Origin of the sequence: Kitasatospora sp. NPDC090091 (assembly GCF_044747365.1) — a bacterium.
Lineage (GTDB): Bacteria > Actinomycetota > Actinomycetes > Streptomycetales > Streptomycetaceae > Kitasatospora.
Genome location: NZ_JBIVDY010000004.1, coordinates 16,598 through 40,648 on the forward strand (window position 1 = coordinate 16,598; position 24,051 = coordinate 40,648).

Consider the following 24,051-nt stretch of genomic DNA (forward strand, 5'->3'; position numbering starts at 1 on the left):
AACCGAGTAACAAATGTTTCCGGGTTATGATCTGGGCATGAGTCCCAGCGAGCCAGACCCGGGTCTACGGACCCTCAAGAAGCAGCGCACCCGGCAGACCATCGCCGACGTGGCCATCGCCCTGTTCCTCGACCGGGGCTTCGACCAGGTCTCGGTGGCCGAGATCGCCTCCGCCGCCGAGGTCTCCAAGCCCACCCTCTTCCGCTACTTCGCCAGCAAGGAGGAGCTGGTCCTGCACCGCTTCGCCGACCACCTCGGCGAAGCCGGGCGGGTGGTGCGCGAACGCGCCGCCGGCCTGAGCCCGCTGGACGCCCTGGAGCGCCACCACCAGGAGCGACTGGCGGCCCGGGACCCCAACACCGGGCTCAACGACACCCCCTCGGTGATCGCGTTCCTCCGGCTGGTCTACGAGACCCCCAGCCTCTCCGCCCACCTGCGCGGCTACGTCGACGCCGACACCCGCGCCCTCGCCGGGGCGCTCGACCCGGACGGCCGGATGGCCGCCCGGGTCCTCGCCGCCCAGTACACGTCCGTCCGCCAGGTACTCGCCCACGCCACCTGGACCCGCCTCGCCGCCGGCCAGGACATCGACACCGTCGCCCGGCTGGCCGCCGACGAGGCGGCCGAGGCGTTCGCCCTGCTGCGCGACGGCGCCGCCACCCGCGGGTTCTGAACCCGGCCCCGCGCGTCCCGGCCGGGTGGTTCGCGGCGTGCGCCGGCCGCGAACCACCCGGCCGGGACACCCCCGCGGCCTGCCGTCGGCCGACCGTGCGGCATCTCACCAGTGGCCCTCTCTGGTTCGTTCGCGTCCCGATGTGGTGAGATGTGCCCGTCAAGAGGTGTTGGCCGCTGACGGGGGTGTGTGTTGAGAAGTGGACGGCTGCTGGGGACCGGACTGGACGGGGACGCGGTGCAGCTCGCCGCGGCCGGGCTGGTCCGGCTGACCGCGGAGGAATGGCTGGACGGAGCGGCCGGGGCCCCGGCATGGCTCGCGCACGTCCGGGCCGCCGCGTTCGCGGACACCTGGCTCGCGTTCGGCGAGACCGCGGCGCCGGGCCTGCGGGTACCGGCGGGGGCCGTGGTGCGGTCGGTCGCCTGCCTGGCCGCGGAGCTGGTCCTCCAGGCCCGCGCGTACGACGATCTGGCGACGCTGGAGTGGCTGGGCCGGGAGTCGGCCGAGGCCCGCGACCGGGCGCGCCGGGACGACGTGGCGCACCCCGCGGAACCCGCCGCCCTCGCCCTCGTCTGGCACGGCGTGCAGGCGGCCGCCGACGCCGGCGACGACGCCGCGGACAGCCGGGAGTCCCACGCCCGGCGCATCACCGAGCGGGCCGACGCGTACGTCCGCGAGCGGCACCGCCGCCAGGACACCCTCGCCCTCCTGCTGGCCTGCGCCCGGATCGCCGCCACCGCGCTCCAGGAGCTGAGCAGCGGCGACCACCCCGGAGCCGCACGCCACCTGGACGAGCACGCGACCCGCCACATGCCGCACACCGCCCCCGTCCCCCTCTGGGTCCCCGGCCGCCCCGACCAAGCCGCCGCCTGACCCCCGCCCACCCGGTGCGGACGGCGCATCCGCTGGCGGCGGTGATCGGCCCTGCGGGCGGCGTGGTGGGCTCCTAGGGTGGAGGTGTGCGGCGTCTCGGGCGGGGCGGCCTGCCGCGGCGGGGCGCTCCCCCGGCCTTTCGGCCGGGAGGTACCCCCGCGCCGCCGTGTCGGCCGTGCCGCTCCCCGGGGCGGGCGCGGCCGCCAGGTCCGAACGCCCCACCGGAGCGAGGTGCGATGCGCCGCTTGCCCGGCGGGCCGGAGCAGAAGCGCCGCGCCCGCCCCGATCCGACGGTGGTGCACCGCGCCGTCCGGGTGACGGCGGCCGCGTGCGCCGGCTTCTACTCCTTCCGCTACGGGTTCCACCAGCCGGTCACGGCCACCTACGCGCTGTTCGGCGCCGTGGCGGTCGGTGTGCTGGCCCGGGTCGAGGGCGGTGCGCGCGACCGGGCGCGCACGCTGCTGCTGACCCTGCCGTTCGCCTGGGTGCTGACCTGCCTGGGCACCGTCCTGGCCGTCCACTCGTGGACGGCGGCGCTGGGCATGGCGGGCGTGGGGTTCGCGGTGTCCTTCGGCTCCGTGGGCGGGCCGCGGCTGGTGGGGCTGGCGAACGGGCTCCAGCTCTTCTACATCCTCCCCTGCTTCCCGCCCTACGCCCCGGACACCCTCCCGCAGCGGCTGGCCGGCGTGACCGTGGGGCTGCTCCTGCTCACCGCGGCCGAGCTGCTGCTCTGGCCGGAGCCGGCACCGCCGGACTACCGCGACCGGCTGGCCCGCGCCGCCCGGGCGCTGGCCCGGCTGGCCGACCTGGCCGCCGCCGAGTGCGCCGACGGCCGCCGGGGCACCGACGCCCCGACCGGGACCGGTCCGCACCCATCCGGGCCGCAAGCGGGGCGCGCTCCGCCGACGGGCGGGCCGACCGACGACGACGCGGCCGAGGCGCAGGAGGCCGCGGCCCGGCTGGACGAGCTGCGGCTCTCCCGGATCCCGATGATGGAGCGGCCCGCCGGGCCGGGCGCCGTCGACCGGGCCCTCACCCACAGCGGCACCGTTCTGCACGCCATCGCCGCCGACCTGCAGCGGGTCCGCCGCTACAGCGCCCCGGGCGGCCCGTCCGCGCAGGCGGCCGGGCTGGTGGCCGCCACCGCGCAAGCCCTGCGCGCCGCTGCCGCCGGGGTGCGGCCGGGCGGCCCGCTCCCGTCCGCCGAGCCGATCGAGGCCCGTATCGCCGCCTTCGAGACCGCGCGCACCTCGCCCGCGCCCGCCCTCCGCGCGGTCGGCGACGGGCACGGGGCCGGGGCCGGGGCCGGGGCCGGGGACGACCGCGCCGGCCAAGTGGACGGCGACGGCGATCACCATCGCGACCACCACGGCCCCCGCGACCGCGACCGCGGACGAACGGCGGTAGCCCGGCTGGTGCTCGGCTCGGCCGCGCTCAACGCCGCCGAGGGCGCCCGGTTCCTCACCCTCACCACCCGCACCGCCCGCCACGCGCCCCCGCCTCCCGACGACACACCGCCCGACGAGCGCCCCGGCCCGTTCTGGTACGCCCACGAGCCGGCCCCGATGCTCTGGTGGCACCGCATCGGCGGCAACCTGACACCCCGCTCCGTCTACTTCCGCAACGCCCTGCGCACCGCCGGGGCGCTGAGCGCGGCCCGGCTGGTGGCCGGCGCCCTCGACCTCAGCCACGGCTTCTGGGTCCTGCTGGCGACCCTCACCCTGATGCGCACCAGTGCCGCCGACACCCGGATGACGCTGCGCCCCGCGCTGCTCGGCACGGCCGGCGGCGCAGTCGTCACCGCCGTGCTGCTGATCGCCGTCGGCGAGCACCCCGTCTTCTACGCCGCCGCGCTGCCCCCGGTGATGCTCTTCGCGTTCACCGTCGGCCCGGTGCTCGGGCTGGCCTGGGCCCAGGGCACCTTCACGGTCGTGGTCGCCATGGTCTTCACCCAGCTGGCCCCGGCCGGCTGGCGGCTGGCCGAGGCACGCCTGGTCAACGTGGCCACCGGCGCGACGATCGGCATCCTCGCCGGGCTCTGCGCCTGGCCCAAGGGCGGCGGCCACGACCTGCGGCGGCGCAGCGCCGAACTGCTCGACCAGAGCGCCGCCGCCCTGCGGGAGACCGTCGCCGTGCTCACCGGGACGGGCCCGGCGCAGGGCGCGCTCCGCCGGGCGCGGCACTCCGCGCTGCTCACCGAGGCGCTCTACGCCCAGTACCGGAGCGAGCGGCACGACCCGGCCGAGGACGGCCCGAACTGGCAGGCGGCCGTGCGCACCGGCCAGCACACCGTCCGCCGCGCCGAACCGCTGCTGGTCCGCATCCCGCCCGGCGGCGCGGCGACCGGCCCCGAGGGGGCGGCCGCACTGGTGGGCCGCGCGGACCAGGTCGCGGCCGCGTTCCGCCGCCAGGGAGCGGCCTTGCGCGGACGCGCCCCCACCGGCACCACGGACCACGAGCTGGCCGACGCCCGCACCGCCCTGCGCGACGCCCGGCTGATCGCCACCCGGACGCCCTCCGACGCCGCGGCGCTGGACGCCGTGGACGTGACTCTGTGGCTCTCCGGGCTGCTCGACGACCTGGAGCGCGTCAACCACGGTGCGCCCGCCAGTCCGGCCCCGGACGCGGCCACACACTGACCCGGCGTGACGCCGATTCCCTCGCCCCGGATCCACCGAGGCCGTTCCGGTGAACCCGTGCGGTCATCGCACTAGCGTTGCTCCGTATGACGCACACGAAGATCGAGATCACCGCCGAGGTCGTCCGCGATCTGCTCCGCGACCAGCACCCCGACCTGGCCGGTCAGCCGGTGAGGTTCGGCGCGCGCGGCTGGGACAGCCAGCTGTGGCGGCTCGGCGACGACCTCGCCGTCCGCCTTCCCTGGGCGACGGATTCCGCGGACGCCCTGCTGCGCAAGGAGCACGCCTGGGTGCCCGGCCTCGCCCCGCGGCTGCCGCTGCCGGTGCCCGTCCCGCAACGGCTCGGCGAGCCCTCCGAACGGTTCGCGCGGCACTGGATCGTCACCACCTGGGTGCCGGGCGACCCTGCCGACCGCGCCCCCGTCACCCGGGGCGCGGAGGCCGCCGGCGCCCTGGCGGCGTTCCTGACGGCCCTTCACCGGCCCGCCCCCGAGGCCGCACCCGTCGGCCGCAGCCGTCGTGGTGGGCCGCTGGCCGAGCACGCCGAGGGGTTCGCCCGGGGCCTCGCCGAGGCGACCGGGCTGGGGCTCGTCCCCGACCCGGACGCCGTCCGCGCGGTCTGGGAGGACGCCGTCGCCGCGCCCGCGTGGACCGGCCCGGCGCTGTGGCTCCACGGTGACCTGCACCCGGCCAACGTCCTCACCGCGGAGGGCACCATCTGCGGCGTGATCGACTTCGGTGACCTCTGCGCGGGCGATCCGGCCTGCGACCTCGCCGCCCCCTGGATCCTCCTCCCGGACGGCGCCGCCGACGACTTCCACCGGGCCTACGGGGCGGCAGCGGACGCCGCGACCCTGCGCCGCGCCCGCGGCTGGGCGCTGCTGCGCGCCCTCAGCGGCCTGCTCATCGGCGAGGCCGGCCGCCGCGGCCGCCCCGGCGGCCAGCCCACCTGGGCCCCGCCGGCCGCCGCCTCCCTGCGCCGCCTCGTCGCGACGGCCCCCTGCTGACCGGAAGCCAACACGAAGGCCCGACCTGTCCGGAGTGGAAAGTCGGCCGCTCCGACTTCCCACTCCGGCGGGGTCCTGGTCAGCACGGCCCGTGACAGCCACGGATGCACCGAGCCCGATCATGGCCAGCCCACCAGTGGCTCCGACCATCGACATCCGCCCGGGGGAACGGCCGAACCAGGCGCTCGCGGCAGAGGCGGTCAGCCCCCACAGGCCGTCGGAGATCAGAGCCAGCAGCGAGCCCGCCAGACCGAGGAGCAGCATCTGGACGCTGGCGGAGGAGACCTCGGAGAGGAACGCCAGTTCCTCGGTCTTCTTCCACGCCGTCAGCATCGCCGACGTGGCGTTGTAGTTCACCCGTTCCTGACGCATCGTCCATGCCTCGGACCGGGCGGCCAACGCCTTGTCCTCTCCCGGCTGAAGCCGGGAGCATCCACGGAGGTATCAGATGACGGACATCGTGCAGAAGGCAAGGAGTCGGTGAGGATCGATCACGCACCTGATCCTCTCCCGCGAAATCCGCTGCCACCAGACCGACTTTCGGCCTAGATGATCAATTCCAAGGGGTCGCTGACCGGTCGTGGACTGTTTCGCTCCGGCGGATCGGCCTGCGAGAGTGTGACCATGAGTGACGTTGTTATCCGTCGGGCCGGGTCCGATGACGCGCCCGCGCTGGCAGCCATGCGCTGGCGGTTCAAAGTGGAGGACGGCGGAGACGAAGTCCCGCAGAACGAAGAGGAGTTCACCGCTGAGTGCGAGCAGTGGCTGCGTTCCCGAATGGTTGGGCCGTGGCGGGTCTGGGTCGCGGAAGTGGGCGGCCGACCCTGTGGCCACGTGTTCGTGTGCCTTGTGGAGAAGGTCCCGAGTCCCTACCCGGGCTCCGACGCCCTCGGCTACGTGACGAACTTCTACGTCGTCCCTGGACAGCGCAATCGCGGCCTGGGCAGGGCCCTGCTCGACGAGGCGACGAGCTACGCACGCGCTCACGGCCTGGATACGTTGATCGTGTGGCCTTCCGAACGCAGCGCGCCGCTGTACCGGCGCTGCGGATTCGACGGACCGGACGAACTCCTCGAACAGCCCGTCGCGCCCAGCTGAGCGAAGTTCCTGCTGTGACTGCGCGGACGATGCGAGGGCGCCCAAGGTCAGTCTGTGACGAACAACCTGGACACCCTCGCGACCGCACTCTACGTGAAGACCGACGACCTGCTGAAAGACTCGCCACAGTTCGCCCCGCAGCGTCCGGCCGTGGGCATCCTTCCGCAGCTCAGCGACGCCGAGCTGGTAACGCTGGCGATGATGCAGGCGATGCTCGGCTTCACCTCCGAGGCCCACTGGCTGCGTCATGCCGGCGCCCACCTGCGCCACCTCTTCCCGTACCTGCCCCAGCAACCCGGCTACAACAAGCGGCTGCGCAAGGCAGCCGACCTGATCCGCCGGGTCACTCGGGCACTGGCCCGCGACACCACACTGTGGCGGGCCGGCGGTGGTTCATCCGGGTCGGTCGGCGTGGCGCGCGCCGCGCCTGCGCGTTCATCACGCCAGACTGAGGCCGAAATGTACGCCCCGCGTGGCGATACCGGCGATTCTCTGTACAAGGAGTTCAGTCGTGACGGAGCAAGCCAAGAACAGCGACACCATCCCGGAGGAGTTCGGCGGCCTGATCGGGGAGTTCCGCGGCCTGATCGCGAAGTACCCCCGTGCGGCCGGGCACTTCTCGCTCGCCTACCACCCCGCGGGCCACAGCCCGGAATTGACCACGTCGATGGCGGCGGCGTTCAGTCAGCCCGTCTTCGAATGCTCGGAGATCGACGAAGGCTTCATCGTGTGCCGGCGCGTCGACGAGCAGTGACGGGCAGCGAGGTCGAACCTGCCGACCCGCTCTCGCCCGACTCTCAGGTCCGCAGGGCCGGCGTGGTGGTCGGTGACCGTCGACGCGGACCCGCGCTCAGTCCGACAAGGCACCCCGATCGCGCGGGGGCGATCCGGTGAATCACCCTGCGCGGAGTGGGAAGTCGGCCGGTTCGGCTTCCCACTCCGCCGGCGCGTGGCGTCGTCCCGTCGGCTACTGCAGGTGGCGGGCGAGGAAGAGCTCGGAGGCCGTCACCTCGAAGTCGGGGAGCTCCAGATGGCCTCCGGGGTTGGCGTGCAGGGTCTTCTCGGCGGAGGGGAAGGCGTCGAAGAGCGCGAGCGCACCCTCGCGCGGGACGAGTTCGTCGTCCCACTGCAGCAGGAACTCGACCGGGGCGGTGACCCGGCGGGCCGTCTCGGTCAGCGACTCGTGGCCGGCCAGGCCAAAGACGGCCGCGGTGATCCGGGGGTCGGCCGCGGCGAGCGGGATGCCGATCACGGTGCCCAGCGAGAGCCCCCAGTAGCCGACCGGGCCGTCCGGGCCGACGGCGTCGAGCCTGCGCAGCGCGTCGAGCACGGCCTGCCACTCGGGCACGGCCTGCTCCGCGAGGGCCGCGGTGTGCCGGGCGACCTGTGCGCTGATCGGCCGTCCCGTCGCCAGCAGCTCGCCGATCTCGGTGGCGAACCGTTCGTCCTGTGCCGTCCGCGGCCGCTCCCCGTGCCCGGGTGCGTCAATGGCCGCGGCGGCGAAGCCGTACCGGGTGGCGCAGCGGCCGGCACGGGCCACCAGCCCCGGGCCCAGCTTGTGCTGGCCGCCGCCGTGGCCGAGCAGCACCAGCGGCCGGCGGGTGGGCGCGTCGGCGGACGCCGCAGCGAGGGCGTCGGCCGGCAGCCAGAGGACGCCGGGGACGCCGTCGAGGGTGAAGCGGCGCTCCGTGACGCCGTCCGCGGTCGTCGCCGAGGTGAAGTGCACGGGTGCGGTCGCCTTTCGGGGTGCGGGCGGGAGTGATTCTTCCGGGAGTGGTGCCGTGCAGAAGTGGTGCCGTGCGGGAGTGGTGCCGTGCGGAACTGGTGCGGGCGGGCGCCCCGACCGTACCGGGAGCCGAACGTCCAGAGGTCCCGGACGACAGAGGTCCGGACGTCTCATCGTGGCGGCCGCCGCCGGCCGCCGGTACACCGGGGTCCACTCCCCCGTCCCCGCCCCTCACCCGGCTGTCGCCCGACGCCGCCCCGCACTCGGTTCGCATACCGGCCCATGGCAGGATACTTGCGGCAGTCGGCATTCAGGTCACGGCAGGGGCGGAGATACGGCCGGCCCGCGGCCGGACGGCAACAGGAGTGGAGGAGAGACCGATGGCCCGCAGGAAGCACCGCGTCGCCGTGCTCGTGCTGGACGGCGCGAAGCCGCTCGACGTGGGCATCCCGGCCCAGGTGTTCTCCACCCGGCCGAGCATGCCCTACGAGGTACGGGTCTGCGGCGCCGCCCCCGGGCTGGTGACCGGCGGCGACGGACTGGCGTACCACGTGGCCGACGGGCTCGACGCCCTGGAGCAGGCCGACACCGTCTTCGTCCCGGGCTACCGGGATCCGGCGACCACCGCGCCGCCGGCGGCGGTCGTCGAGTCGCTCGTGGCCGCCCACGACCGGGGCGCGCGACTGGCGGCGATCTCGACGGGCGCGTTCGCGCTGGCGGCGACCGGCCTCCTCGACGGCCGGAAGGCGACGACGCACTGGCACTACACCAAGGCGCTCGCCGAGCAGCATCCGTTGGTGTCGGTCGACGAGAACGTCCTGTTCGTCGACGAGGGCGACATGCTCACCTCCGCGGGCGCCGCCTCGGGCATCGACCTCTGCCTGCACCTGGTGCGGCGCGACCACGGGGTCGGGCTCTCCAACCACGTGGCGCGGCGGCTGGTGGCCGCTCCCTACCGCAGCGGCGGGCAGGCGCAGTACGTGCCGCGCAGCGTGCCCGAGCCGCTGGGCGACCTGTTCGCGGACACCCGGGAGTGGGCCCTGGCCCACCTGTCCGAGCCGCTGACCCTCGAAACCCTCGCCCGGATCGCCCGGGTCTCGGCCCGCACGTTCTCGCGGCGGTTCGTCGAGGACACCGGCTACACGCCCATGCAGTGGGTGCTGCGGGCCCGCGTCGACCTGGCCCGCGAACTGCTCGAACGCACCGACCTGGGCGTCGAGCAGATAGCCGACCGGGTCGGGCTCGGCACCGGCGCCAACCTGCGGCTGCACTTCCAGCGCATCCTCGGCACCTCGCCCACGGAGTACCGGCACACCTTCGCGGCCCCGACCGCCTGACCGACGGCTACGACCCCGCCGCCTGCGGACCGCTCCACGACGGCCGCACCGCTCCGCGACGGCCGCACCGCTCCACGACGGCCGGACCGTCACGCCGGCCGGCTTCACACCCGCTCCGCGCGCCCCGAACCCACCCCGAGCGCCCTCGCGCCCACCCCGAGCACCCCGACATCCCTGCTGGTCGGGGCCCTTGAAGGTGCCCGTCCCGGCGCCGGCCGGGGTGCGCCGAGCGACGCCCCGCGGCAGTGGCGAGATCCTTGCGGTGGTTGGCGAGGATCATGGCGAGATACTTGCGCACCCTGTCATTCCTGCCCCTGTCCGACGAGCGTTCGACTACCGATCATGGATGGCGAAACGACCGGAATCCGGAAGGAAGCCTCCATGACCCGCATCGCCATCAACGGATTCGGCCGCATCGGGCGCAACAGCCTGCGCGCCCTGCTCCAGCGCGGCAGCGACCTTGAGGTGGTCGCCATCAACGACCTCTCCGCGCCGGAGTCGCTCGCCCACCTGCTGAAGTACGACAGCGCCCTGGGCCGCCTGAACCGCAGCGTCACGGTCGACGAGGGCGACCTCGTCGTCGACGGCCACCGCATCAAGGTGCTCGCCGAGCGCGACCCCGCCGCCCTGCCGTGGGCCGAGCTCGGTGTCGACATCGTGCTGGAGTCCACCGGCCGCTTCACCTCCGCCGACGCCGCCCGCGCGCACATCCAGGCCGGCGCCCGCCGCGTGCTGGTCAGCGCCCCGGCCGACGGCGCCGACGTCACGCTCGCCTACGGTGTCAACACCGACGCGTACAACCCGGCCGAGCACGTCATCATCTCGAACGCCTCGTGCACCACCAACGCCCTGGCCCCGCTGGCGTCGGTCCTGGACGACCTGGCCGGCATCGAGCACGGCTTCATGACCACCGTGCACGCCTACACCCAGGAGCAGAACCTCCAGGACGGCCCGCACCGCGACATGCGCCGCGCCCGCGCCGCCGGCGTGAACATCGTGCCGACCACCACCGGCGCCGCCAAGGCCATCGGCGTGGTGCTGCCGAACCTGGACGGCAAGCTGTCCGGCGACTCGATCCGCGTCCCCGTCCCGGTGGGCTCGATCGTCGAGCTCAACACCACGGTCTCGCGCGAGGTCACCCTCGACGAGATCCTCGACGCCTACCGCGCCGCCGCCGACGGCAAGCTCAAGGGCATCCTCGACTACGCCGACGAGCCGCTGGTCTCCGGCGACATCACCGGCGAGCCGGCGTCCTCGATCTTCGACGCCGCCCTGACCCGCGTCGACGGCAAGCACGTCAAGGTCGTCGCCTGGTACGACAACGAGTGGGGCTTCTCCAACCGCGTCATCGACACGCTGGAGCTCCTGGCCCGCGACTGACCCGCCCGGGCCTCGGACCGCCGAGGCCTCCGGACCGCCGAGGCCCCCGACCGTGGAGGCGAGGGGGCCTCGGCCCCGGCAGCAGCGCGAGACAGCACGGACCCGGGTGGGCCCGGCCGGAATGTTCCGACATTCCGGCCGGGCCCACCGCCGTTTCCCGAGGCCGGACGTCACGGGCCCCGACCGCAAGGGCCCTGACGCCACGGGCCCTGACGTCTCGTCGCTGCCGCCCGGCGCCCAAGCGCCCGAGCTCAGGGACGCGCCCCGAGGACCTGCTCCAGATCGATGCCGTCCGTGTCGTCCAGACCGCCGGCCACGAACGCGTCCACCGCCGGCGCGGTGTCGAGGCGGCCCTGCCAAGCGCGGACGACGTCGTGCAGGGGCGTCAGGTCGTAGGTCTGCCGGGAGTCCTCCAGCGCCTTGCCCCAGTCCCGCTCGAACGCCGGCAGCCACCGGTTCGCACGGGCCGCGTCCCGGTCGGCGCGGATGCGCGCGACCAACCGGGCGGCCGCCGCCGGGGCCGGAGCGGGCAGCGGCGCAGGAACGGGCAACGTGGCCGGCGGCAGGGCGGGGATGCGGTCGGGCTGGGCGCTCAATCGGGTCCTCCACTTCGTCCTCGGCCACGGTACGGCAATCACGTCCGCCCGGTGGGCGCCGAGAGTTGATTCCCCGTTCGCCACCATGAACACCACCACCACCGGCACCGCTGCCGCACCGCTCGGCGGACCGCCGCGGAGGCCCACCCCGGCCCGGCCGCCGAGCGCCCGCCGAAGCGCCCCCGTGATGACGTCGCGACACACCAGGCTCTTTCATATCTGCTCGAAGCTGGCTATCTTCAAGCACATGCAAGCAGGCTTCGCCGGTGCGTGCGCGGAGCCTGTTCGCTGGTGCCGCCGACGACCGAGCAGAGCGGCAGCCCGCCCCCCAGCGCGCGACAACGTTCCCAAGACTGCTCACAGCGTTCCCAAGACTGCTCACAGCTCTCTGCAATCCCCACGAGCGGACCAGGCGCCAGGACGCGGGTCCGCAGGACGAAGGCGGTATCAGCAGTGAACAAACGTGTCATCGGAATCCCGGCGGCGTGTGCGGCCGCCGTCCTCGTCCTCACCTCCTGCGGCAGCGGCGGTGACGGCGGCTCAGCCGACGGGAACGTGACCCTCAAGCTGGTGGCCGCCGACTACGGCGACAAGGAGACCAACAGCTCGAAGGCCTACTGGGACGGCGTCGCCACCGCGTTCAGCGCGGCCAACCCCGCCATCCGGATCGATGTCCAGGTGGTCAACTGGAACGACATCGACAAGCAGGTCAAGACGATGATCCAGAGCGGGAACGTCCCCGACGTCCTGCAGACCGGCGGCTACGCCGACAAGGTCGCCGACGACCTCCTCTACAAGGCCGAGGACGTGCTGTCGATGGGCACCCGGGCCAACCTCATCGACACCTTCGCCGACGCCGGCAAGGTCGGCGGCGTCCAGTACGGCATCCCGTTCGTCTCCTCCGCCCGCGCCTTCTTCTACAACAAGGCGGTCTTCCAGCAGGCCGGCATCGCCCAGCCGCCCGCCAGCTGGGACGAGGTCCGCAAGGACGCGGAGCTCATCAAGGCCAAGGTGCCCGGCGTCACCCCCTACGCCCTGCCGCTCGGCCCCGAGGAGGCCCAGGGCGAGAGCATGATGTGGGAGCTCGGCAACGGCGGCGGCCACACCGACAAGAGCGGCAAGTACAGCATCAACAGCCAGGCGAACGTCGACACCTTCGGCTGGCTGAAGGCCAACCTCGTCGACACCGGCCTGACGTACGCCAACCCGGCGACCACCGACCGCAAGACGGCCTTCGCCGACTTCGCCGCGGGCAAGGCGGCCATGCTCAACGGCCACCCGTCGCTGATCCAGATGGCCAAGGACGGCAAGGTCGACTACGCCGTCGCGCCGATCCCCGGCAAGGCCGGCCCGCTCAAGTCCACCCTCGGCGTGGCGGACTGGACGATGGCCTTCAAGAAGAACGGCCACCGCGAGCAGATCAAGAAGTTCCTCGACTTCGTCTATGCCAAGGACAACACGCTCAGGTTCGACGAGACCTACAACCTGATGCCGGTCACCCAGGACACCCTGCGGGAGATGACCGCCAGCGGCCGGCACAAGGACCTCGAACCGTTCTTCGCCCTGCTGCCGCAGGCCACCTTCTACCCGCTCGGCGACACCACGTGGGACGCCGTCTCCGCCGAGCTCAAGAAGAGCATCGGCAGCGCGGTCGCCGGCGACCCGGCCAAGGTCCTGGGCGACCTGCAGAAGAAGTCCCAGGACGCCGTCGCGAACAAGTAGGCGGTCGCACCCGTCCGGAAGGCACCGCACGTGTCCCTCAAGTCCACCGCTGCGCGGCCCCGCCGGTCCGGTCGGCGCACGCCCGCCCGCTCCGCCCTCGGCCGCCTCGGCCCGCTGCCCTGGATCGGCCCGGCCGTCCTGCTGATCCTGTTCGTGGTCCTGTGGCCGGTCTACGAGATGGTCCGCACCTCGTTCCTGCGGATCAGCACCAGCGGGTTCGTCCGCGGCTCCGCCGGGTTCGACAAGTACCGCAAGCTGTTCGGCGAGTCCGACCTCGGCCCCGTCCTGCTCCGTACGGCGGCCTGGACGGGCGCCGTCGTCGGCCTGACGATGCTGCTCTCCCTGGCCCTCGCCCAGCTGTTCGACCAGCGCTACCCGGGCCGCCGGGTCACCCGCTGGGCGCTGATCGCGCCCTGGGCGGCGTCCGTCCTGATGACCTCCATCGGCTTCAAGTGGATGCTCAACCAGACCGCGGGGGTGCTCAACACCGCGATGACCGACCTCGGTCTGATCGACGGACCCCAGGACTGGCTCGGCCGGCCCTCGACCGCCTGGCCCTGGATGACCGCCGTCGCCGTCTTCGTCTCCCTCCCCTTCACCACCTACACCCTGCTCGCCGGGCTCCAGACCGTGCCCGGCGAGCTGTACGAGGCCGCCCGCGTGGACGGCGCCTCCCCCTGGCAGACCTACCTGAGGATCACCCTGCCGCTGCTGCGCCCGGCCTTCCTGGTCGGCGTGGTGATCAACCTGATCAACGTCTTCAACTCCTTCCCGGTCATCTGGGGCATGACCCAGGGCGGGCCGAGCAGCGACACGGCCACCACGACCGTGTTCATGTACCAGTTGAAGAACACCGACATCGGCGAGTCGGCGGCGATGTCCGTCGTCAACTTCGCGCTGGTCGTGCTGATGGTGCTGGCGTTCCTCAGGGTCAGCCGCTGGAACAGGGAGGAGAGCTGATGGCGGCGACCCCGCCCGTTGCCCCGGCCGATTCTTCGCCCGCCCCGCGGGGACGGCCGGCCCCGCGCCGGACCCCGCACCGGACGGCACGCCGGACGGCACGCACCACCCCGGGCCGCACCGGGCGCCGGATCGGGCCGCGCACCCTGATCGTCACGGCGGTGGCCTGGCTGCTGGCGGCCGTCTTCGTGCTGCCGTACCTGGAGATGGTCGTCACGGCGCTGCGCCCGGCGAACGAACTGCGCGACCCGACCTACCTGCCGGAGCACTTCGCCTGGTCCAACTTCGTCGACGTCTGGCGCGAGTCGACGCTCGGCGGCAACCTCAGGGTCACCCTGCTGGTCGCCGGCGGCTCCACCCTGCTCGCGCTGCTGGTCGCGCTGCCCGCCGCCTACTACACCGCGCGCGTGCGCTACCGGGGGCGGCGGCTCTTCCTACTGCTCGTCCTGGTCACCCAGATGTTCCAGCCGACCTCGCTCCTGGTGGGCCTCTACCGCGAGTTCTACCAGTTGCACATGCTCAACTCGGTCTGGACGCTGATCCTCTGCAACGCCGCCTTCAACCTGGCCTTCACGATCTGGATCCTGACCGCCTACATCGGCTCGATCCCGGTGGCCCTGGAGGAGGCGGCCATGATCGACGGCCTCGGCCGGCTCGGGGCGCTGCGCCGGGTGGTCCTGCCACTGGCGATGCCGGGCGTGGTGACCGCGGTGATCTTCACGTTCATCGCGGCGTGGAACGAGTTCGTGATGGGCCTGACCCTGTCCACCGAGCCGGAGAGCCAGCCGCTGACGGTGGGCATCAACAGCTTCGTCGGCAACTACACCGTGCAGTGGAACTACCTGTTCGCCGGATCGGTCGTCGCCATCGTGCCGGTCGTGGTGCTGTTCGCCTTCATCGAGCGGCAGGTGGTCTCCGGCCTGACCGCCGGATCGGTCAAGTAGCGCAGCGCCCGAGCCGGGCTCCGAGCCCAAGCCCCGAGCCCCCCCCCCCCCCAAGCCCCGACCCCCCGGCCCCGAGCCCCGGCCCTCGGGGCCGGCCGGCCGCAGGTCAGGCCGGCCCCGGGTCAGGCCCGCTGCACCCGCACGCCGACGTCGGTCAGCGCCTTCTCCTGCTCCTCGGCGAGGCCGTCGTCCGTCACCACGTCCTGGATGTCCGCCAGCGGGCAGATCGAGGCGAACGTGACCCGGCCGATCTTGGTGCTGTCGGCGAGCACGACCGAGCGCGCGCTGCCGCGCAGGAAGGCGCGGTCCGTCTGCGCCTCCATCTCGTCGTGCGTGGTGCAGCCCTCGTCTGCCGTGAGGCCGTCGACCCCGATGAAGGCGAGGTCGAAGTGGTACTGCGCGAGCATCCGGTCCGCGGCCGGGCCGACCAGCTCGTAGCTCGCCGACCGGGCGAGCCCGCCGATCACCACCAGGCGGACCTCCGGGCGCACGATCAGCTCGGCCGCGATGTTGACGGCGTTGGTCACCACGGTGATCCCGCCGCGCTCGGCCAGGACGCGGGCGAGCTCGGTGGTGGTCGTGCCGCCGGTGAGCCCGACGACCGCTCCCTCCGGGACGAGCTCCGCGGCCGCCCGGGCGATCCGCCGCTTCTCCTCGCGCTGCTTCTCACTGCGGTGGCGCAGCGGGAGTTCGAGGTTGACCGCGCCGGTGACGGCTCCGCCGCGGGTGCGCTGCAGCCGCCCCTGGTCGTGCAGCTCCTGGAGGTCCCGGCGGACCGTCGCGCCCGAGACCCCGAGCAGCTCGGAGAGCACGTGCACGTTTGCGCTCCCCTCCTCGGCGACATGGGCGAGGATCCGGGTGGCGCGATCAGCTTTGAGCATGGACGGAGTGTAGCTCCGGGGGTGGACACCGCTTCGGACCACCGGCCCACGGTTGGCCCGCGCCGCTGCGAGGACCGGCCCGACCAGGGCGGATCCGGGGTTCCGCGGCCCGTTCGGGGCGGCGGCAGGTGGCGCCGGGCGGTGGTGTGCAGCCGTGCGGGCACGACCACATAGCCATGTACTGCTCAAATCTGAACAGGCGGGGACGGCCCCGGCGGGTGCACCGGACCTCCGTCCGGTGCACCCGCCGGGCGTGCTCGCCGAGCGCGGCTCAGCCGCTCCCGGCGGGGGCTGTGCCCACGGGCGCCTTGGCCGCGGGGGCGCCCGTGGCCGTGAGCTCGGCCGCGCTGGTCCACGGCCCGCGGTCGCCGGCCTCGCTCAGCGCCCGCAGCCGCAGGTAGCGCCCGGCCGCGGGCGGGAACGACACCGTCTTCTCGGTGCCGGTGTCCGCCCAGGTCCCGGTCGCCACCGGGCTGCCCCAGGCCGTGGCCGAGTCGGAGACGTAGACCTCGTACCGGCCGATACGGCCGTTGACGCCGCCGTCCTGCCGGGGCAGGTAGCGCAGGCCGTCGACGGCGTACCGGGCGCCGAGGTCGACCCGGATCTCGTGCGGCAGTGCCGCGGGAGTGCCGCCGGAGTAGGCGGTGTGCCAGAGGCTGCCGCTGCTGCCGTCGAAGGCGTTGGCGGCGGCGCCGTTCTCGGCGGCGGTCTCCTGGCTGTCCGCCGACACCAGCTTCCAGGCGGACTTGTCCAGCGCCGGCGACCCGCCGGCCCCGGTCGTCGGCGTGGGCAGGGTCGCACCGGTCAGGGTGACCGTGAACGCTCCGGACCGGCTGCCCGCCTTCACCCGCAGGACGCCGCCGCGGTCGGCCGGGTCGAAGAACCAGCCGGTGGCCGCGGCGTCGTAGTCCGCCGGGGAGTCCAGCCGGGTGAGCCGGTCCGGGCCGAGGTTCACGGCGCTGGGCGCGCCGGCCAGGTGGACGGTCAGCTCGTAGCCGCGCTCGGCGGGCTTGCCGGCGTAGGAGCCGGTGCTCGCCCCGACATCGACCGTGACGGTACCGGTGCCCGAGGCCGGGGCGTCCACGGTGACCTGCTGCCGCGCCGAGGCGCCGGCCCGGTAGGCGCGGGTCAGGCCGTCGTCCTCGTACAGGCTGAACGCCGAGCGCCCCGACGGGTACAGGTCGTAGGTGAGGGTGGAGACGGGCTTCTCGCCGGTGTGGTTCATCTGCGGCCACATCGGGACGATGGCGCCGCCCTTGACGAACACCGGCGTCGAGTCGAGCGGCGCCGCGTAGCCGTTGAGCGTCGTCGGGCCCTGGTAGACCCGGCCGGTCCAGTAGTCGGTCCACGTCCCGGCCGGCAGGTAGATGCCGTCGCGGGTGGTACCGGCGGTCGTCACCGGGGCGACCAGGAAGGAGTCCCCGGCCATGAACTCCTGTGCGGTGGCGTTGCCCCGGGCCACCGGGTCGTCCGGGTACTCCAGCACCAGCGCGCGGGTCGAGGGCACACCGGTGGTGCTGGCGGCCTGGCTCATCGTGTACAGGTACGGCATCAGCCGCATCTTGGTCTGCAGCGCCTTGCGGTTGGCCGACAGGTAGGGCTCGGCGAACCGCCAGGGCTGCTTGTCGGTGTAGCCGGCGGACGGGTTGGTGGCGCCCCAGCCGGACATCGTCATGAACGCCGGGGTGAACGCCTTCCACTGGAGGTCCCGGGTGTAGGTCTCCGGGCTGCCGCCGAAGATGCCGTCGACGTCGCCGGAGGCGTAGTTGAGGCCGGACAGCCCGGCGCCCACCACGGCGGGGACGGTCCAGCCCATGGTGGCCCAGTCTCCGCGGGTGTCGCCGGTCCAGACGACCGCGTTGCGCTGGGTGCCGGCCCAGCCGTCGACGGTCCAGACGAAGCGGCGGGCGTCCGAGTTGTCCTCGATCCCGGCGACGGCCTGGCCGACCCCGTCGAACGCGTACTTGTAGCCCCCGCCGATCCACGCCACGTCGGTCTTCACGCCGCGGGAGCCGGCGGTGCCGACCTCGGTCCCGATGTCGCTCAGCCCGGTCGACGTCCAGAGCCCGGTGTGGAAGCCGAGGCCGGCCAGGTCGGACACCGTCTGCCGCAGGTCGGTGTAGCCGCAGCCGTAGCCGTCGTTGGGCAGGATCCAGCCGGACGGCATGTCCGCCCTCCGCGCGTCCTGCGCGTACCCGACCACGTCGGGGGTGGTCTGGTGGCGGGCCCGCGTGTGGTCGCCGGTGTAGTCGGGGTTGGAGGCGTTGAAGCAGTCGGCGTTGCCGAGCTCCAGCCCCCAGATCGGAGCGAGGAACGGTTTGCCGGTCACGTCGGTGTAGCCGCCCAGCACGCCCTTGAGCGAGTCGGCGACGAAGTAGTAGGCGTCGAAGCGCTTCTCGTCCTCGGTCGTGGCCACCGGGTCGGTGAACGCGTACGAGCCGGGCGCCCAGGTGTTGCGCAGCACGCCGTACCCGTTGGAGGACATGTAGAACGGCGCGGGGCTGGCGTTGCTGTTCTGCTTCCACTCGTTGTCGACCGCGATCGGCACGGTCCGGTCCCGCAGGGCCCACGGCCCGAGCCGCAGTCCGGTGCCGTAGTACTGCTCGGCCGGGCCCCGGGTGAGGTACTGCGTCGTCCTCGACGCCGTCCAGGCGGTCGGCTTCGACTCCTGCCAGAGCAGCCTGCCGTCCGGCCGGTAGGCGGCGAAGGTGAGCGGCCGCTTGTAGGCCCGCAGGGTGACCGCGGTGGTGGCGATCTCGTAGTAGGCGCCCCGGTCGGTGGCGGTGACGGCGGGGGTGCCGAACGCGGTGTTGACGGTGATGTCGCTGCCGGCCGGGTTGGTGAACCGGCCGTCGGGCGCGAGTTGGATGCGGAAGATGTCGGCGCGGAGGAACACGACCTGCACGGCGGTGCCCGAGGACGTGGAGACGGTGGAGGTCGTCCCGGACTGGCGGAAGGCCGTGATGTTCCCGGCCGTGCTCCCCGCCGCGGTGCCGGCCGGAGCCAGCCCGACCAGGACGGTGGAGAGCACGGTCGTCACCAGGCCGACCCCCAGCGCCCGGTGCCGTTGCCGGAGCCGGCGCGGGCGGGTGCGGGCCCGGATGCGGATGCCGGTGCCGGTGCGATCGCGGGTGCGGAGGTGGCCGAGGGCTCGGGAGAGCCGGCTTCGGATGGTGCCGCTCGGTTGGGGCATGGCGGTCCCTCTCGGAACGGAGACAGATGCGCGGCGGAGCGAGCGTGCACCCGGATTGCATCAGCCACTGCTCAGTTCAGTCAACAATGCGAGCTGATTCTTCAATTTTGAGCATCCGTCACGCAGTATCGCGCGGGTCGGGGTTGGCCCTGGCCGCTCCGGCGGAACTCCGCCAGCCCTCCGGCAGGGTTCCCGCGGGACCCTGCTCTAGGGTCGGGGCCATGTCTGCTGCTCCCGGGCCCGTGCCCACCCCTGCCCTGCGCCCCGCCACCCGTGCCGAACTGCCGGCGGTGCTCGCCCTGCTCGCCGACGAGGAGACGGTGGTCGACCCGACGACGGTGACCGTCACGGAGGCGTACGAGCGCGCCTTCGCGGCGATCGAGGCGGACCCGCGGAACGAGCTGCTGGTCCTGGTCGAGGACGCCGACGACCGGGGCGACGGCGGCACCGTGGTCGGCTGCCTGCAGGCGACGTACATCCCGGGCCTCGGCAAGGGCGGCGCCGAACGGGCCCTGATCGAGGCGGTCCGGATCCGCGCGGACCGCCGCGGCAGCGGACTCGGCCGCACCCTGATGCAGGCGGCGGCCGCCCGGGCCCGCGCCCGCGGCTGCGCGCTCGTCCAGCTGACCAGCAACAAGCAGCGGGAGGACGCGCACCGCTTCTACACCGCGCTGGGCTTCACCAGCAGCCACGAGGGCTTCAAGCTCGCGCTGTAGGGCCAGGCCTGCACGACACGGAGGTGGATCAGAGCTTGAAGACCGCGCCGCGCCACGTCCACCCGGCGGCGAGGACGGCCTCCCGCAGCGGGTGCTTCAGCGCGGCGGCGTCGAAGCGGGACACCTCCGTCACCCCGGGGCGGCCGTCGGCCCCGCGACCGATCGTCCACTCCCGGGAGGACTCGGCGACCTGGCCGCGGGAGTACTCGCGCTCCAGGACCAGCGTGGGCGTTCCCCCGGTCCAGGTGACCTTCCACTGCTCGTCCAGGGCCCGGAGTTCACGGGCCGCCGGGAGCAGCCGCATCCGGATCCGGAGCGTCCGGTCGAGCTGGGTCCGGGCGAAGTAGGGGTGCCAGGCCGGCTCCCGCAGACGCCACTCCGCGACGAGATCGGCGCCCTCGGCCGAGGTGGCGGTGCGCACGACGTACGGCACCTCCGGCCCGTTGAGGCCGAGCAGCGCCGCCCGGACGCCCTCGGCGGAGCGCGGTTCGACCCCGCGGTCGGGGTGCTTGGTGCCGGTCAGCCGGTCGAGGAAGCCCATGGGATCACCCTAGGCACCACTCGGCTCCAGCCAGGCATCCGGGCCGGGGTCGCGGCTCTCGGCGCGGACGACCAGGCGGCCCAGGTAGTGGGTCCAGCCCTCGAAGTGCGGGGCGCAGGCCTCGGGCGGCAGGTCGCGGTGGACCAGGGTGAGCAGGGTGCCGTCCCCGTCGGGGGTCAGCGTCACCTCGACCGTGCTGGCCCCGGGCGGAATCGCCATGGCGCCGTCCTCCATGCCCCAGGTGAAGACCACCCGGTGGTACGGGTCCAGGGCCAGGAAGCCGCGTCCGACATCACCTGACCGGTCGTCATCCGCCGCTCCCCTTCGACCCCTCGGCCCGCCCGACCGCTTCTGCTGCGTCCGCCAGTTCGGCGAGCACGTCCAGCTTCTCGCCGCACCCGACATCGCTTTAGTCTCGGCTCAAGGAAAGAGCCCGAGAACCGACATGCGCGAAAGCCCGGAGGACCCACCATGCAGACCGCACTGACCGAGTTCGCCACCCTCTTCGCCCGCGCGGCCGCCGCCGTCCCGGCCGACCGCCTCGGTGCCGCCACCCCGTGCGCGCAGTTCACCGTGGCCGAGCTGCTCGCCCACGTCGGCGGTGTGCTCCCCGACTCCGAGCGTGCCGCCGCCAAGCTCCCCCGCACCGACGAGCCGATCGCCGTCACCGAGCCCGCCGCGGTGGCCGCGAGCGCCGAGCGCGCGGTCGCGGCCTGGCTGGAGCCGGACGCGATGGAGGGCGAGACGGAGTTCGGTCCGGGCACCGCGCCCGCGGGCCTCGTCGCCGCCGTCACCCTCCAGGAGCTCGCCCTGCACGGCTGGGACCTGGCCCGCGCCACCGGCCAGCCCTTCGCGGTGGGCGAGGAGGCGAGCACCGTCCTGCTCGGCGTGATCGAGCAGCTCGCCGACCGGGCCCGGGCCCTCGGCGGCTACGGACCGGCGTTCGACGCCCCGGACGGCGCCTCCGCCTTCGAGCGCGCGCTCGCGCTCAGCGGCCGCAACCCCGGCTGGAACGGCTGACCCCGCACGGCCCGAATCTCGTACCGCCGATAGGACCGGCCAACCGAGCAGAACGTGACGGCGGGTCGGTGGGCGCCACCCACCGACCCGCCTCAATCCGCCTCCGCCAGGGCGAAACGCCGGACGGGCGGGGCGACGGGCGGGTAGCGTCGCCCCCGGCCGTTCGGACGCCCCCGGCTCGAGGGCGGGGTGGACGAGCTCCGGCTCCGCTACCTCACCCACCCCGCCCTGCACGCCACCGAGGTCCTCACCACGCCCACGGGATCGGCGATCGTCGCCGTCCGGCGCCCCTGAGGCCCGGGGCTCCGGCGCCGGCTCGTTCCCGCCCGCCGGACGACGTACTCAGCCCTCCGCGCCGGTGAGGACCTTCTCCAGGGCCGCCAGCGCCCACTCCAGCTCGTCGCGGGTGATGGTCAGCGGCGGGGCGAGCCGGATGGTCGAGCCGTGGGTGTCCTTGACCAGCACGCCCTCGCGGAGCAGCCGCTCGCTGACGGCCCGTCCGGTGCCGATGGCCGGGTCCACGTCAACGCCCGCCCACAGGCCCCGGACGCGGTGGGCCGTCACGCCCTTGCCCGCCAGCGCGGTGAGCCCGGACTCCAGGACCGCGCCCAGTTCGGCGGCGCGGCGCTGGTACTCGCCGGTCTCCAGCAGCGCGACCACCGCCGAACCGACCGCCGCCGCCAGCGGGTTGCCGCCGAAGGTCGACCCGTGCTCGCCGGGGCGCAGCACGCCGAGCACGTCGCGGCGGCCGACCACCGCCGACACCGGGACGATGCCGCCGCCGAGCGCCTTGCCGAGGAGCACCAGGTCCGGCAGGACCGACTCGTGCTCGACCGCGAGGGTCCGGCCGGTGCGCCCGAGCCCGGACTGGATCTCGTCCGCGACGAACAGGCACCCGGCCCGCCGGGTGAGCTCGCGGACGCCGGCCAGGTAGCCGTCGTCGGGGATCAGCACCCCGGCCTCGCCCTGGATCGGCTCGATCAGGACGGCCGCCGTGGTCTCGTCCAGCGCCGCCTCCAGCGCGGCCAGGTCGTTGTACGGGACGCTGCGGAAGCCGGGCGTGAACGGGCCGAACCCGTCGCGGGCGACCGGGTCGTCGGAGAAGCTCACGATCGTGGTGGTCCGGCCGTGGAAGTTGCCGCCGGCCACGACGATCGTCGCCCGCCCCTCCGGCACCCCCTTGACCTCGTAGGCCCACTTGCGGGCGACCTTGATCGCGCTCTCCACCGCCTCGGCGCCCGTGTTCATCGGCAGCACCATGTCCAGACCGGTCAGCCCGGCCAGTCCTTCGGCGAAGGCGGCGAGCCGGTCGTTGTGGAACGCGCGCGAGGTCAGGGTGAGCCGGTCGAGCTGGCGGTGCGCTGCCTCCACGAGCGCCGGGTGGCGGTGGCCGAAGTTCAGCGCCGAGTAGCCGGCCAGCATGTCCAGGTAGCGGCGGCCCTCGACGTCCTCGACCCACACGCCCTCCGCCCGGGCCACGACCACCGGCAGCGGGTGGTAGTTGTGCGCGAGGACGGGCTCCTCGGCCCGGATCAGCTCCGCGGACGAGCGGACCGGCCGGTCCGCCGGAGTCGGGCCGACCGGGCCGGTGGGGTCGGTGGGGCGGGCGGCTGCGGTCATGTCCGGTCTCCTGGGTGCGGGCGGCGGATCGGTGCGGACGGGTGGCGCAGGCGATCCGCGGGCACGCGGGCGGTCCCCGCGTGCGGCTTCGGGGGTGTCCTCAACGCTAGGGAGCGGGCCCGCTCCCCGACAAGCGGCATCGCCGCCGCGCCACCGCAGCTCTGCTGCGTGTTCCGCCGCCTCAGCGCAGCATCGCTGCGCCGCCGCCCCGCGCCGCGCGGTCGGCGCCGGGCTCGGCGCCTCGCTCGCTGCCGGGGGCGAGCAGGTCCGAGAGGACCAGGCTGCTGACCGTCCGGCGGACGAACGGCTCGGCGCGGATCCGCTCCAGCACCTCCTCGAAGTGCTGCACGCTGGCCGCCCGCACGTGCAGCAGGGCGTCCGCCCCGCCGGTGACGGTCATCGCCGCGACGATCTCGGGGTGGTTGCGCACCACCTCGGCCAGCCGTCTCGGCGGCGCCGCGCCGTCGCAGTACACCTCGACGTACGCCTCGGTGCCCCAGCCCAGGGCGGACGGCCGCACCGTCGCCGTGAATCCGGTGATCACGCCGTCCGCCCGCATCCGGTCGACCCGGCGCTTCACGGCCGTGCCGGAGAGGCCGACGGCCGCCCCGATCTCGTTGAAGCTCGCCCGGGCGTTCTCCATCAGCGCCGCCACGATCCGGCGGTCCAGTTCGTCGAACTGCGGGGTGGTGGCGTGCGGCGTGGCCTTGGTGCTCATGGTCGGTGGTCCTTCACAGCGCAGCGGGAAGCCGTCGGGCGGGCCGGGCGGCGGAGGCACGGGCCGGCCGCCCGGGGCTCCGCGCGCCCCACGGGCGCAGCATAACCACAGGTCAGCCCGGCCGGGGCCGGGCTCGGGGCGGGCTCGGGGCCGGACCGGGGCGGACGCCTCGGTGTCTCCACCGGCGCCCCGTCGAGCACTGCGCTGCAGGCCGTCGAGCGGGTCCCGGCCGTCGCCGGCGTGCAGCGCCGGCGTTCCGCCGGGGTACCCACGGTTCGGCCGGGCGGCCGGTCGCCTCCCTCCGACGAGGCGGTGATCATCTGACGGACGGTCGTCTACAGTGATCGGCCGGACGGGGCCCGGGGGCACCCGTCCCCGCCGTGGCCGGCCGGCCCCGGCCCCGACCG

At 73.9% G+C, this 24,051-nt stretch carries 21 protein-coding genes and 4 pseudogenes; 15 read left to right on the forward strand and 10 right to left on the reverse strand.

Annotation, left to right across the window (positions count from 1 at the left end; genetic code table 11):
- Positions 1–37: 37 nt before the first annotated feature.
- From ACIPSC_RS07875 to ACIPSC_RS07890, 4 genes are all read left to right on the forward strand, one after another.
- A complete protein-coding gene (locus ACIPSC_RS07875; RefSeq protein WP_400824121.1) occupies positions 38–673 on the forward strand; it encodes a TetR/AcrR family transcriptional regulator in 636 nt (211 codons plus the stop codon).
- Between the two features lie 192 nt (positions 674–865).
- Complete coding sequence (locus ACIPSC_RS07880) at positions 866–1,546, forward strand: hypothetical protein (RefSeq protein WP_400824122.1); 681 nt, start codon at positions 866–868, stop codon at positions 1,544–1,546.
- A gap of 236 nt (positions 1,547–1,782) precedes the next feature.
- Entirely contained in the window at positions 1,783–4,185 is a 2,403-nt protein-coding gene (locus tag ACIPSC_RS07885; protein WP_400824123.1) for an FUSC family protein, read from the forward strand.
- An 86-nt stretch (positions 4,186–4,271) separates the two neighbouring features.
- A complete protein-coding gene (locus ACIPSC_RS07890) occupies positions 4,272–5,192 on the forward strand; it encodes a phosphotransferase (protein WP_400824124.1) in 921 nt (306 codons plus the stop codon).
- A 78-nt stretch (positions 5,193–5,270) separates the two neighbouring features.
- On the opposite strand, the pseudogene ACIPSC_RS07895 reads toward ACIPSC_RS07890, so the two are convergent.
- Together ACIPSC_RS07895 and ACIPSC_RS07900 are read right to left on the reverse strand one after the other, a co-directional pair.
- Positions 5,271–5,462 (reverse strand): annotated as a pseudogene (locus ACIPSC_RS07895) (LysE family translocator); the annotation flags it as partial.
- Positions 5,448–5,594 (reverse strand): annotated as a pseudogene (locus tag ACIPSC_RS07900) (RNA-guided endonuclease TnpB family protein); the annotation flags it as partial. The pseudogenes ACIPSC_RS07900 and ACIPSC_RS07895, both read right to left, overlap by 15 nt.
- 147 nt (positions 5,595–5,741) lie before the next feature.
- Here ACIPSC_RS07900 and ACIPSC_RS07905 point away from each other — a divergent pair.
- The 3 genes and pseudogenes from ACIPSC_RS07905 to ACIPSC_RS07915 all read left to right on the forward strand — a co-directional run bounded on the left by ACIPSC_RS07905 (position 5,742) and on the right by ACIPSC_RS07915 (position 7,044).
- Positions 5,742–6,290, forward strand: a complete 549-nt coding sequence (locus ACIPSC_RS07905) for a GNAT family N-acetyltransferase (RefSeq protein ID WP_400824126.1) — start codon at positions 5,742–5,744, stop codon at positions 6,288–6,290.
- Between the two features lie 54 nt (positions 6,291–6,344).
- Positions 6,345–6,668 (forward strand): annotated as a pseudogene (locus tag ACIPSC_RS07910) (IS982 family transposase); the annotation flags it as partial.
- Between the two features lie 133 nt (positions 6,669–6,801).
- Complete coding sequence (locus tag ACIPSC_RS07915) at positions 6,802–7,044, forward strand: hypothetical protein (RefSeq protein ID WP_400824563.1); 243 nt, start codon at positions 6,802–6,804, stop codon at positions 7,042–7,044.
- 213 nt (positions 7,045–7,257) lie between these two features.
- Here ACIPSC_RS07915 and ACIPSC_RS07920 read toward each other — a convergent pair whose 3' ends face one another.
- Entirely contained in the window at positions 7,258–8,016 is a 759-nt protein-coding gene (locus ACIPSC_RS07920; RefSeq protein ID WP_400824127.1) for a dienelactone hydrolase family protein, read from the reverse strand.
- 380 nt (positions 8,017–8,396) lie between these two features.
- Here ACIPSC_RS07920 and ACIPSC_RS07925 point away from each other — a divergent pair, with 380 nt between their 5' ends.
- Both ACIPSC_RS07925 and gap read left to right on the forward strand, forming a co-directional pair.
- A complete protein-coding gene (locus ACIPSC_RS07925; RefSeq protein WP_238949399.1) occupies positions 8,397–9,353 on the forward strand; it encodes a GlxA family transcriptional regulator in 957 nt (318 codons plus the stop codon).
- A gap of 381 nt (positions 9,354–9,734) precedes the next feature.
- Positions 9,735–10,733: a type I glyceraldehyde-3-phosphate dehydrogenase gene (gene gap / locus ACIPSC_RS07930; protein ID WP_400824128.1), complete on the forward strand. Its 999-nt coding sequence runs from the start codon at positions 9,735–9,737 to the stop codon at positions 10,731–10,733.
- Between the two features lie 251 nt (positions 10,734–10,984).
- On the opposite strand, the gene ACIPSC_RS07935 is transcribed toward gap, so the two are convergent.
- Positions 10,985–11,329, reverse strand: a complete 345-nt coding sequence (locus ACIPSC_RS07935) for a DUF6247 family protein (protein ID WP_400824130.1) — start codon at positions 11,327–11,329, stop codon at positions 10,985–10,987.
- Positions 11,330–11,782: 453 nt separating this feature from the next.
- Here ACIPSC_RS07935 and ACIPSC_RS07940 point away from each other — a divergent pair, with 453 nt between their 5' ends.
- Genes ACIPSC_RS07940 through ACIPSC_RS07950 form a run of 3 tightly spaced genes read left to right on the forward strand, consistent with a single transcriptional unit; the run spans position 11,783 to position 14,955 of the window.
- Complete coding sequence (locus tag ACIPSC_RS07940; RefSeq protein ID WP_400824131.1) at positions 11,783–13,051, forward strand: extracellular solute-binding protein; 1,269 nt, start codon at positions 11,783–11,785, stop codon at positions 13,049–13,051.
- Between the two features lie 30 nt (positions 13,052–13,081).
- Positions 13,082–14,011 (forward strand): carbohydrate ABC transporter permease, encoded by a 930-nt coding sequence (locus tag ACIPSC_RS07945; RefSeq protein ID WP_400824132.1) that lies wholly within the window; start codon positions 13,082–13,084, stop codon positions 14,009–14,011.
- Positions 14,011–14,955 (forward strand): carbohydrate ABC transporter permease, encoded by a 945-nt coding sequence (locus ACIPSC_RS07950; RefSeq protein ID WP_400824133.1) that lies wholly within the window; start codon positions 14,011–14,013, stop codon positions 14,953–14,955. The genes ACIPSC_RS07945 and ACIPSC_RS07950 overlap by 1 nt, the downstream gene beginning before the upstream one ends.
- A gap of 122 nt (positions 14,956–15,077) precedes the next feature.
- Here ACIPSC_RS07950 and ACIPSC_RS07955 read toward each other — a convergent pair whose 3' ends face one another.
- Positions 15,078–15,836, reverse strand: a complete 759-nt coding sequence (locus ACIPSC_RS07955) for a DeoR/GlpR family DNA-binding transcription regulator (protein WP_400824135.1) — start codon at positions 15,834–15,836, stop codon at positions 15,078–15,080.
- Positions 15,837–16,107: 271 nt separating this feature from the next.
- Positions 16,108–19,029: a TIM-barrel domain-containing protein gene (locus ACIPSC_RS07960; RefSeq protein WP_400824137.1), complete on the reverse strand. Its 2,922-nt coding sequence runs from the start codon at positions 19,027–19,029 to the stop codon at positions 16,108–16,110.
- 221 nt (positions 19,030–19,250) lie between these two features.
- Between ACIPSC_RS07960 and ACIPSC_RS07965 the strand changes: the two genes are divergently transcribed.
- On the forward strand, positions 19,251–19,745 hold the full coding sequence (locus ACIPSC_RS07965) for a GNAT family N-acetyltransferase (protein ID WP_400824138.1): 495 nt from the start codon (positions 19,251–19,253) through the stop codon (positions 19,743–19,745).
- Between the two features lie 28 nt (positions 19,746–19,773).
- Here ACIPSC_RS07965 and ACIPSC_RS07970 read toward each other — a convergent pair whose 3' ends face one another.
- Both ACIPSC_RS07970 and ACIPSC_RS07975 read right to left on the reverse strand, forming a co-directional pair.
- Positions 19,774–20,286 carry a hypothetical protein gene (locus ACIPSC_RS07970; RefSeq protein ID WP_400824139.1) on the reverse strand — a complete coding sequence of 171 codons (513 nt, stop codon included), beginning with the start codon at positions 20,284–20,286 and terminating at the stop codon, positions 19,774–19,776.
- A 9-nt stretch (positions 20,287–20,295) separates the two neighbouring features.
- Complete coding sequence (locus ACIPSC_RS07975; protein ID WP_400824140.1) at positions 20,296–20,691, reverse strand: SRPBCC domain-containing protein; 396 nt, start codon at positions 20,689–20,691, stop codon at positions 20,296–20,298.
- Between the two features lie 66 nt (positions 20,692–20,757).
- Between ACIPSC_RS07975 and ACIPSC_RS07980 the strand changes: the two genes are divergently transcribed.
- Together ACIPSC_RS07980 and ACIPSC_RS07985 are read left to right on the forward strand one after the other, a co-directional pair.
- Complete coding sequence (locus ACIPSC_RS07980) at positions 20,758–21,306, forward strand: TIGR03086 family metal-binding protein (RefSeq protein ID WP_400824141.1); 549 nt, start codon at positions 20,758–20,760, stop codon at positions 21,304–21,306.
- Positions 21,307–21,477: 171 nt separating this feature from the next.
- Positions 21,478–21,600: pseudogene (locus tag ACIPSC_RS07985) on the forward strand (transferase); the annotation flags it as partial.
- Between the two features lie 48 nt (positions 21,601–21,648).
- Here the strand turns inward: ACIPSC_RS07985 and rocD are convergent.
- Together rocD and ACIPSC_RS07995 are read right to left on the reverse strand one after the other, a co-directional pair.
- On the reverse strand, positions 21,649–22,926 hold the full coding sequence (rocD, locus tag ACIPSC_RS07990) for an ornithine--oxo-acid transaminase (RefSeq protein WP_400824142.1): 1,278 nt from the start codon (positions 22,924–22,926) through the stop codon (positions 21,649–21,651).
- Positions 22,927–23,107: 181 nt separating this feature from the next.
- Positions 23,108–23,644 carry an Lrp/AsnC family transcriptional regulator gene (locus ACIPSC_RS07995; RefSeq protein ID WP_400824143.1) on the reverse strand — a complete coding sequence of 179 codons (537 nt, stop codon included), beginning with the start codon at positions 23,642–23,644 and terminating at the stop codon, positions 23,108–23,110.
- Between the last annotated feature and the right edge of the window lie 407 nt (positions 23,645–24,051).

Bases quoted from the DNA above. Each gene is read 5' to 3' on its own strand.
- ACIPSC_RS07875 (WP_400824121.1), top strand. From the start codon at position 38: ATGAGTCCCAGCGAGCCAGACCCGGGTCTACGGACCCTCAAGAAGCAG.
- ACIPSC_RS07885 (WP_400824123.1), top strand. From the start codon at position 1,783: ATGCGCCGCTTGCCCGGCGGGCCGGAGCAGAAGCGCCGCGCCCGCCCC.
- ACIPSC_RS07890 (WP_400824124.1), top strand. From the start codon at position 4,272: ATGACGCACACGAAGATCGAGATCACCGCCGAGGTCGTCCGCGATCTG.
- ACIPSC_RS07905 (WP_400824126.1), top strand. From the start codon at position 5,742: ATGATCAATTCCAAGGGGTCGCTGACCGGTCGTGGACTGTTTCGCTCC.
- ACIPSC_RS07925 (WP_238949399.1), top strand. From the start codon at position 8,397: ATGGCCCGCAGGAAGCACCGCGTCGCCGTGCTCGTGCTGGACGGCGCG.
- gap (WP_400824128.1), top strand. From the start codon at position 9,735: ATGACCCGCATCGCCATCAACGGATTCGGCCGCATCGGGCGCAACAGC.
- ACIPSC_RS07950 (WP_400824133.1), top strand. From the start codon at position 14,011: ATGGCGGCGACCCCGCCCGTTGCCCCGGCCGATTCTTCGCCCGCCCCG.
- ACIPSC_RS07955 (WP_400824135.1), bottom strand. From the start codon at position 15,836: ATGCTCAAAGCTGATCGCGCCACCCGGATCCTCGCCCATGTCGCCGAG.
- ACIPSC_RS07960 (WP_400824137.1), bottom strand. From the start codon at position 19,029: ATGCCCCAACCGAGCGGCACCATCCGAAGCCGGCTCTCCCGAGCCCTC.
- ACIPSC_RS07965 (WP_400824138.1), top strand. From the start codon at position 19,251: ATGTCTGCTGCTCCCGGGCCCGTGCCCACCCCTGCCCTGCGCCCCGCC.
- ACIPSC_RS07970 (WP_400824139.1), bottom strand. From the start codon at position 20,286: ATGGGCTTCCTCGACCGGCTGACCGGCACCAAGCACCCCGACCGCGGG.
- ACIPSC_RS07975 (WP_400824140.1), bottom strand. From the start codon at position 20,691: ATGTCGGGTGCGGCGAGAAGCTGGACGTGCTCGCCGAACTGGCGGACG.
- ACIPSC_RS07980 (WP_400824141.1), top strand. From the start codon at position 20,758: ATGCAGACCGCACTGACCGAGTTCGCCACCCTCTTCGCCCGCGCGGCC.
- rocD (WP_400824142.1), bottom strand. From the start codon at position 22,926: ATGACCGCAGCCGCCCGCCCCACCGACCCCACCGGCCCGGTCGGCCCG.
- ACIPSC_RS07995 (WP_400824143.1), bottom strand. From the start codon at position 23,644: ATGAGCACCAAGGCCACGCCGCACGCCACCACCCCGCAGTTCGACGAA.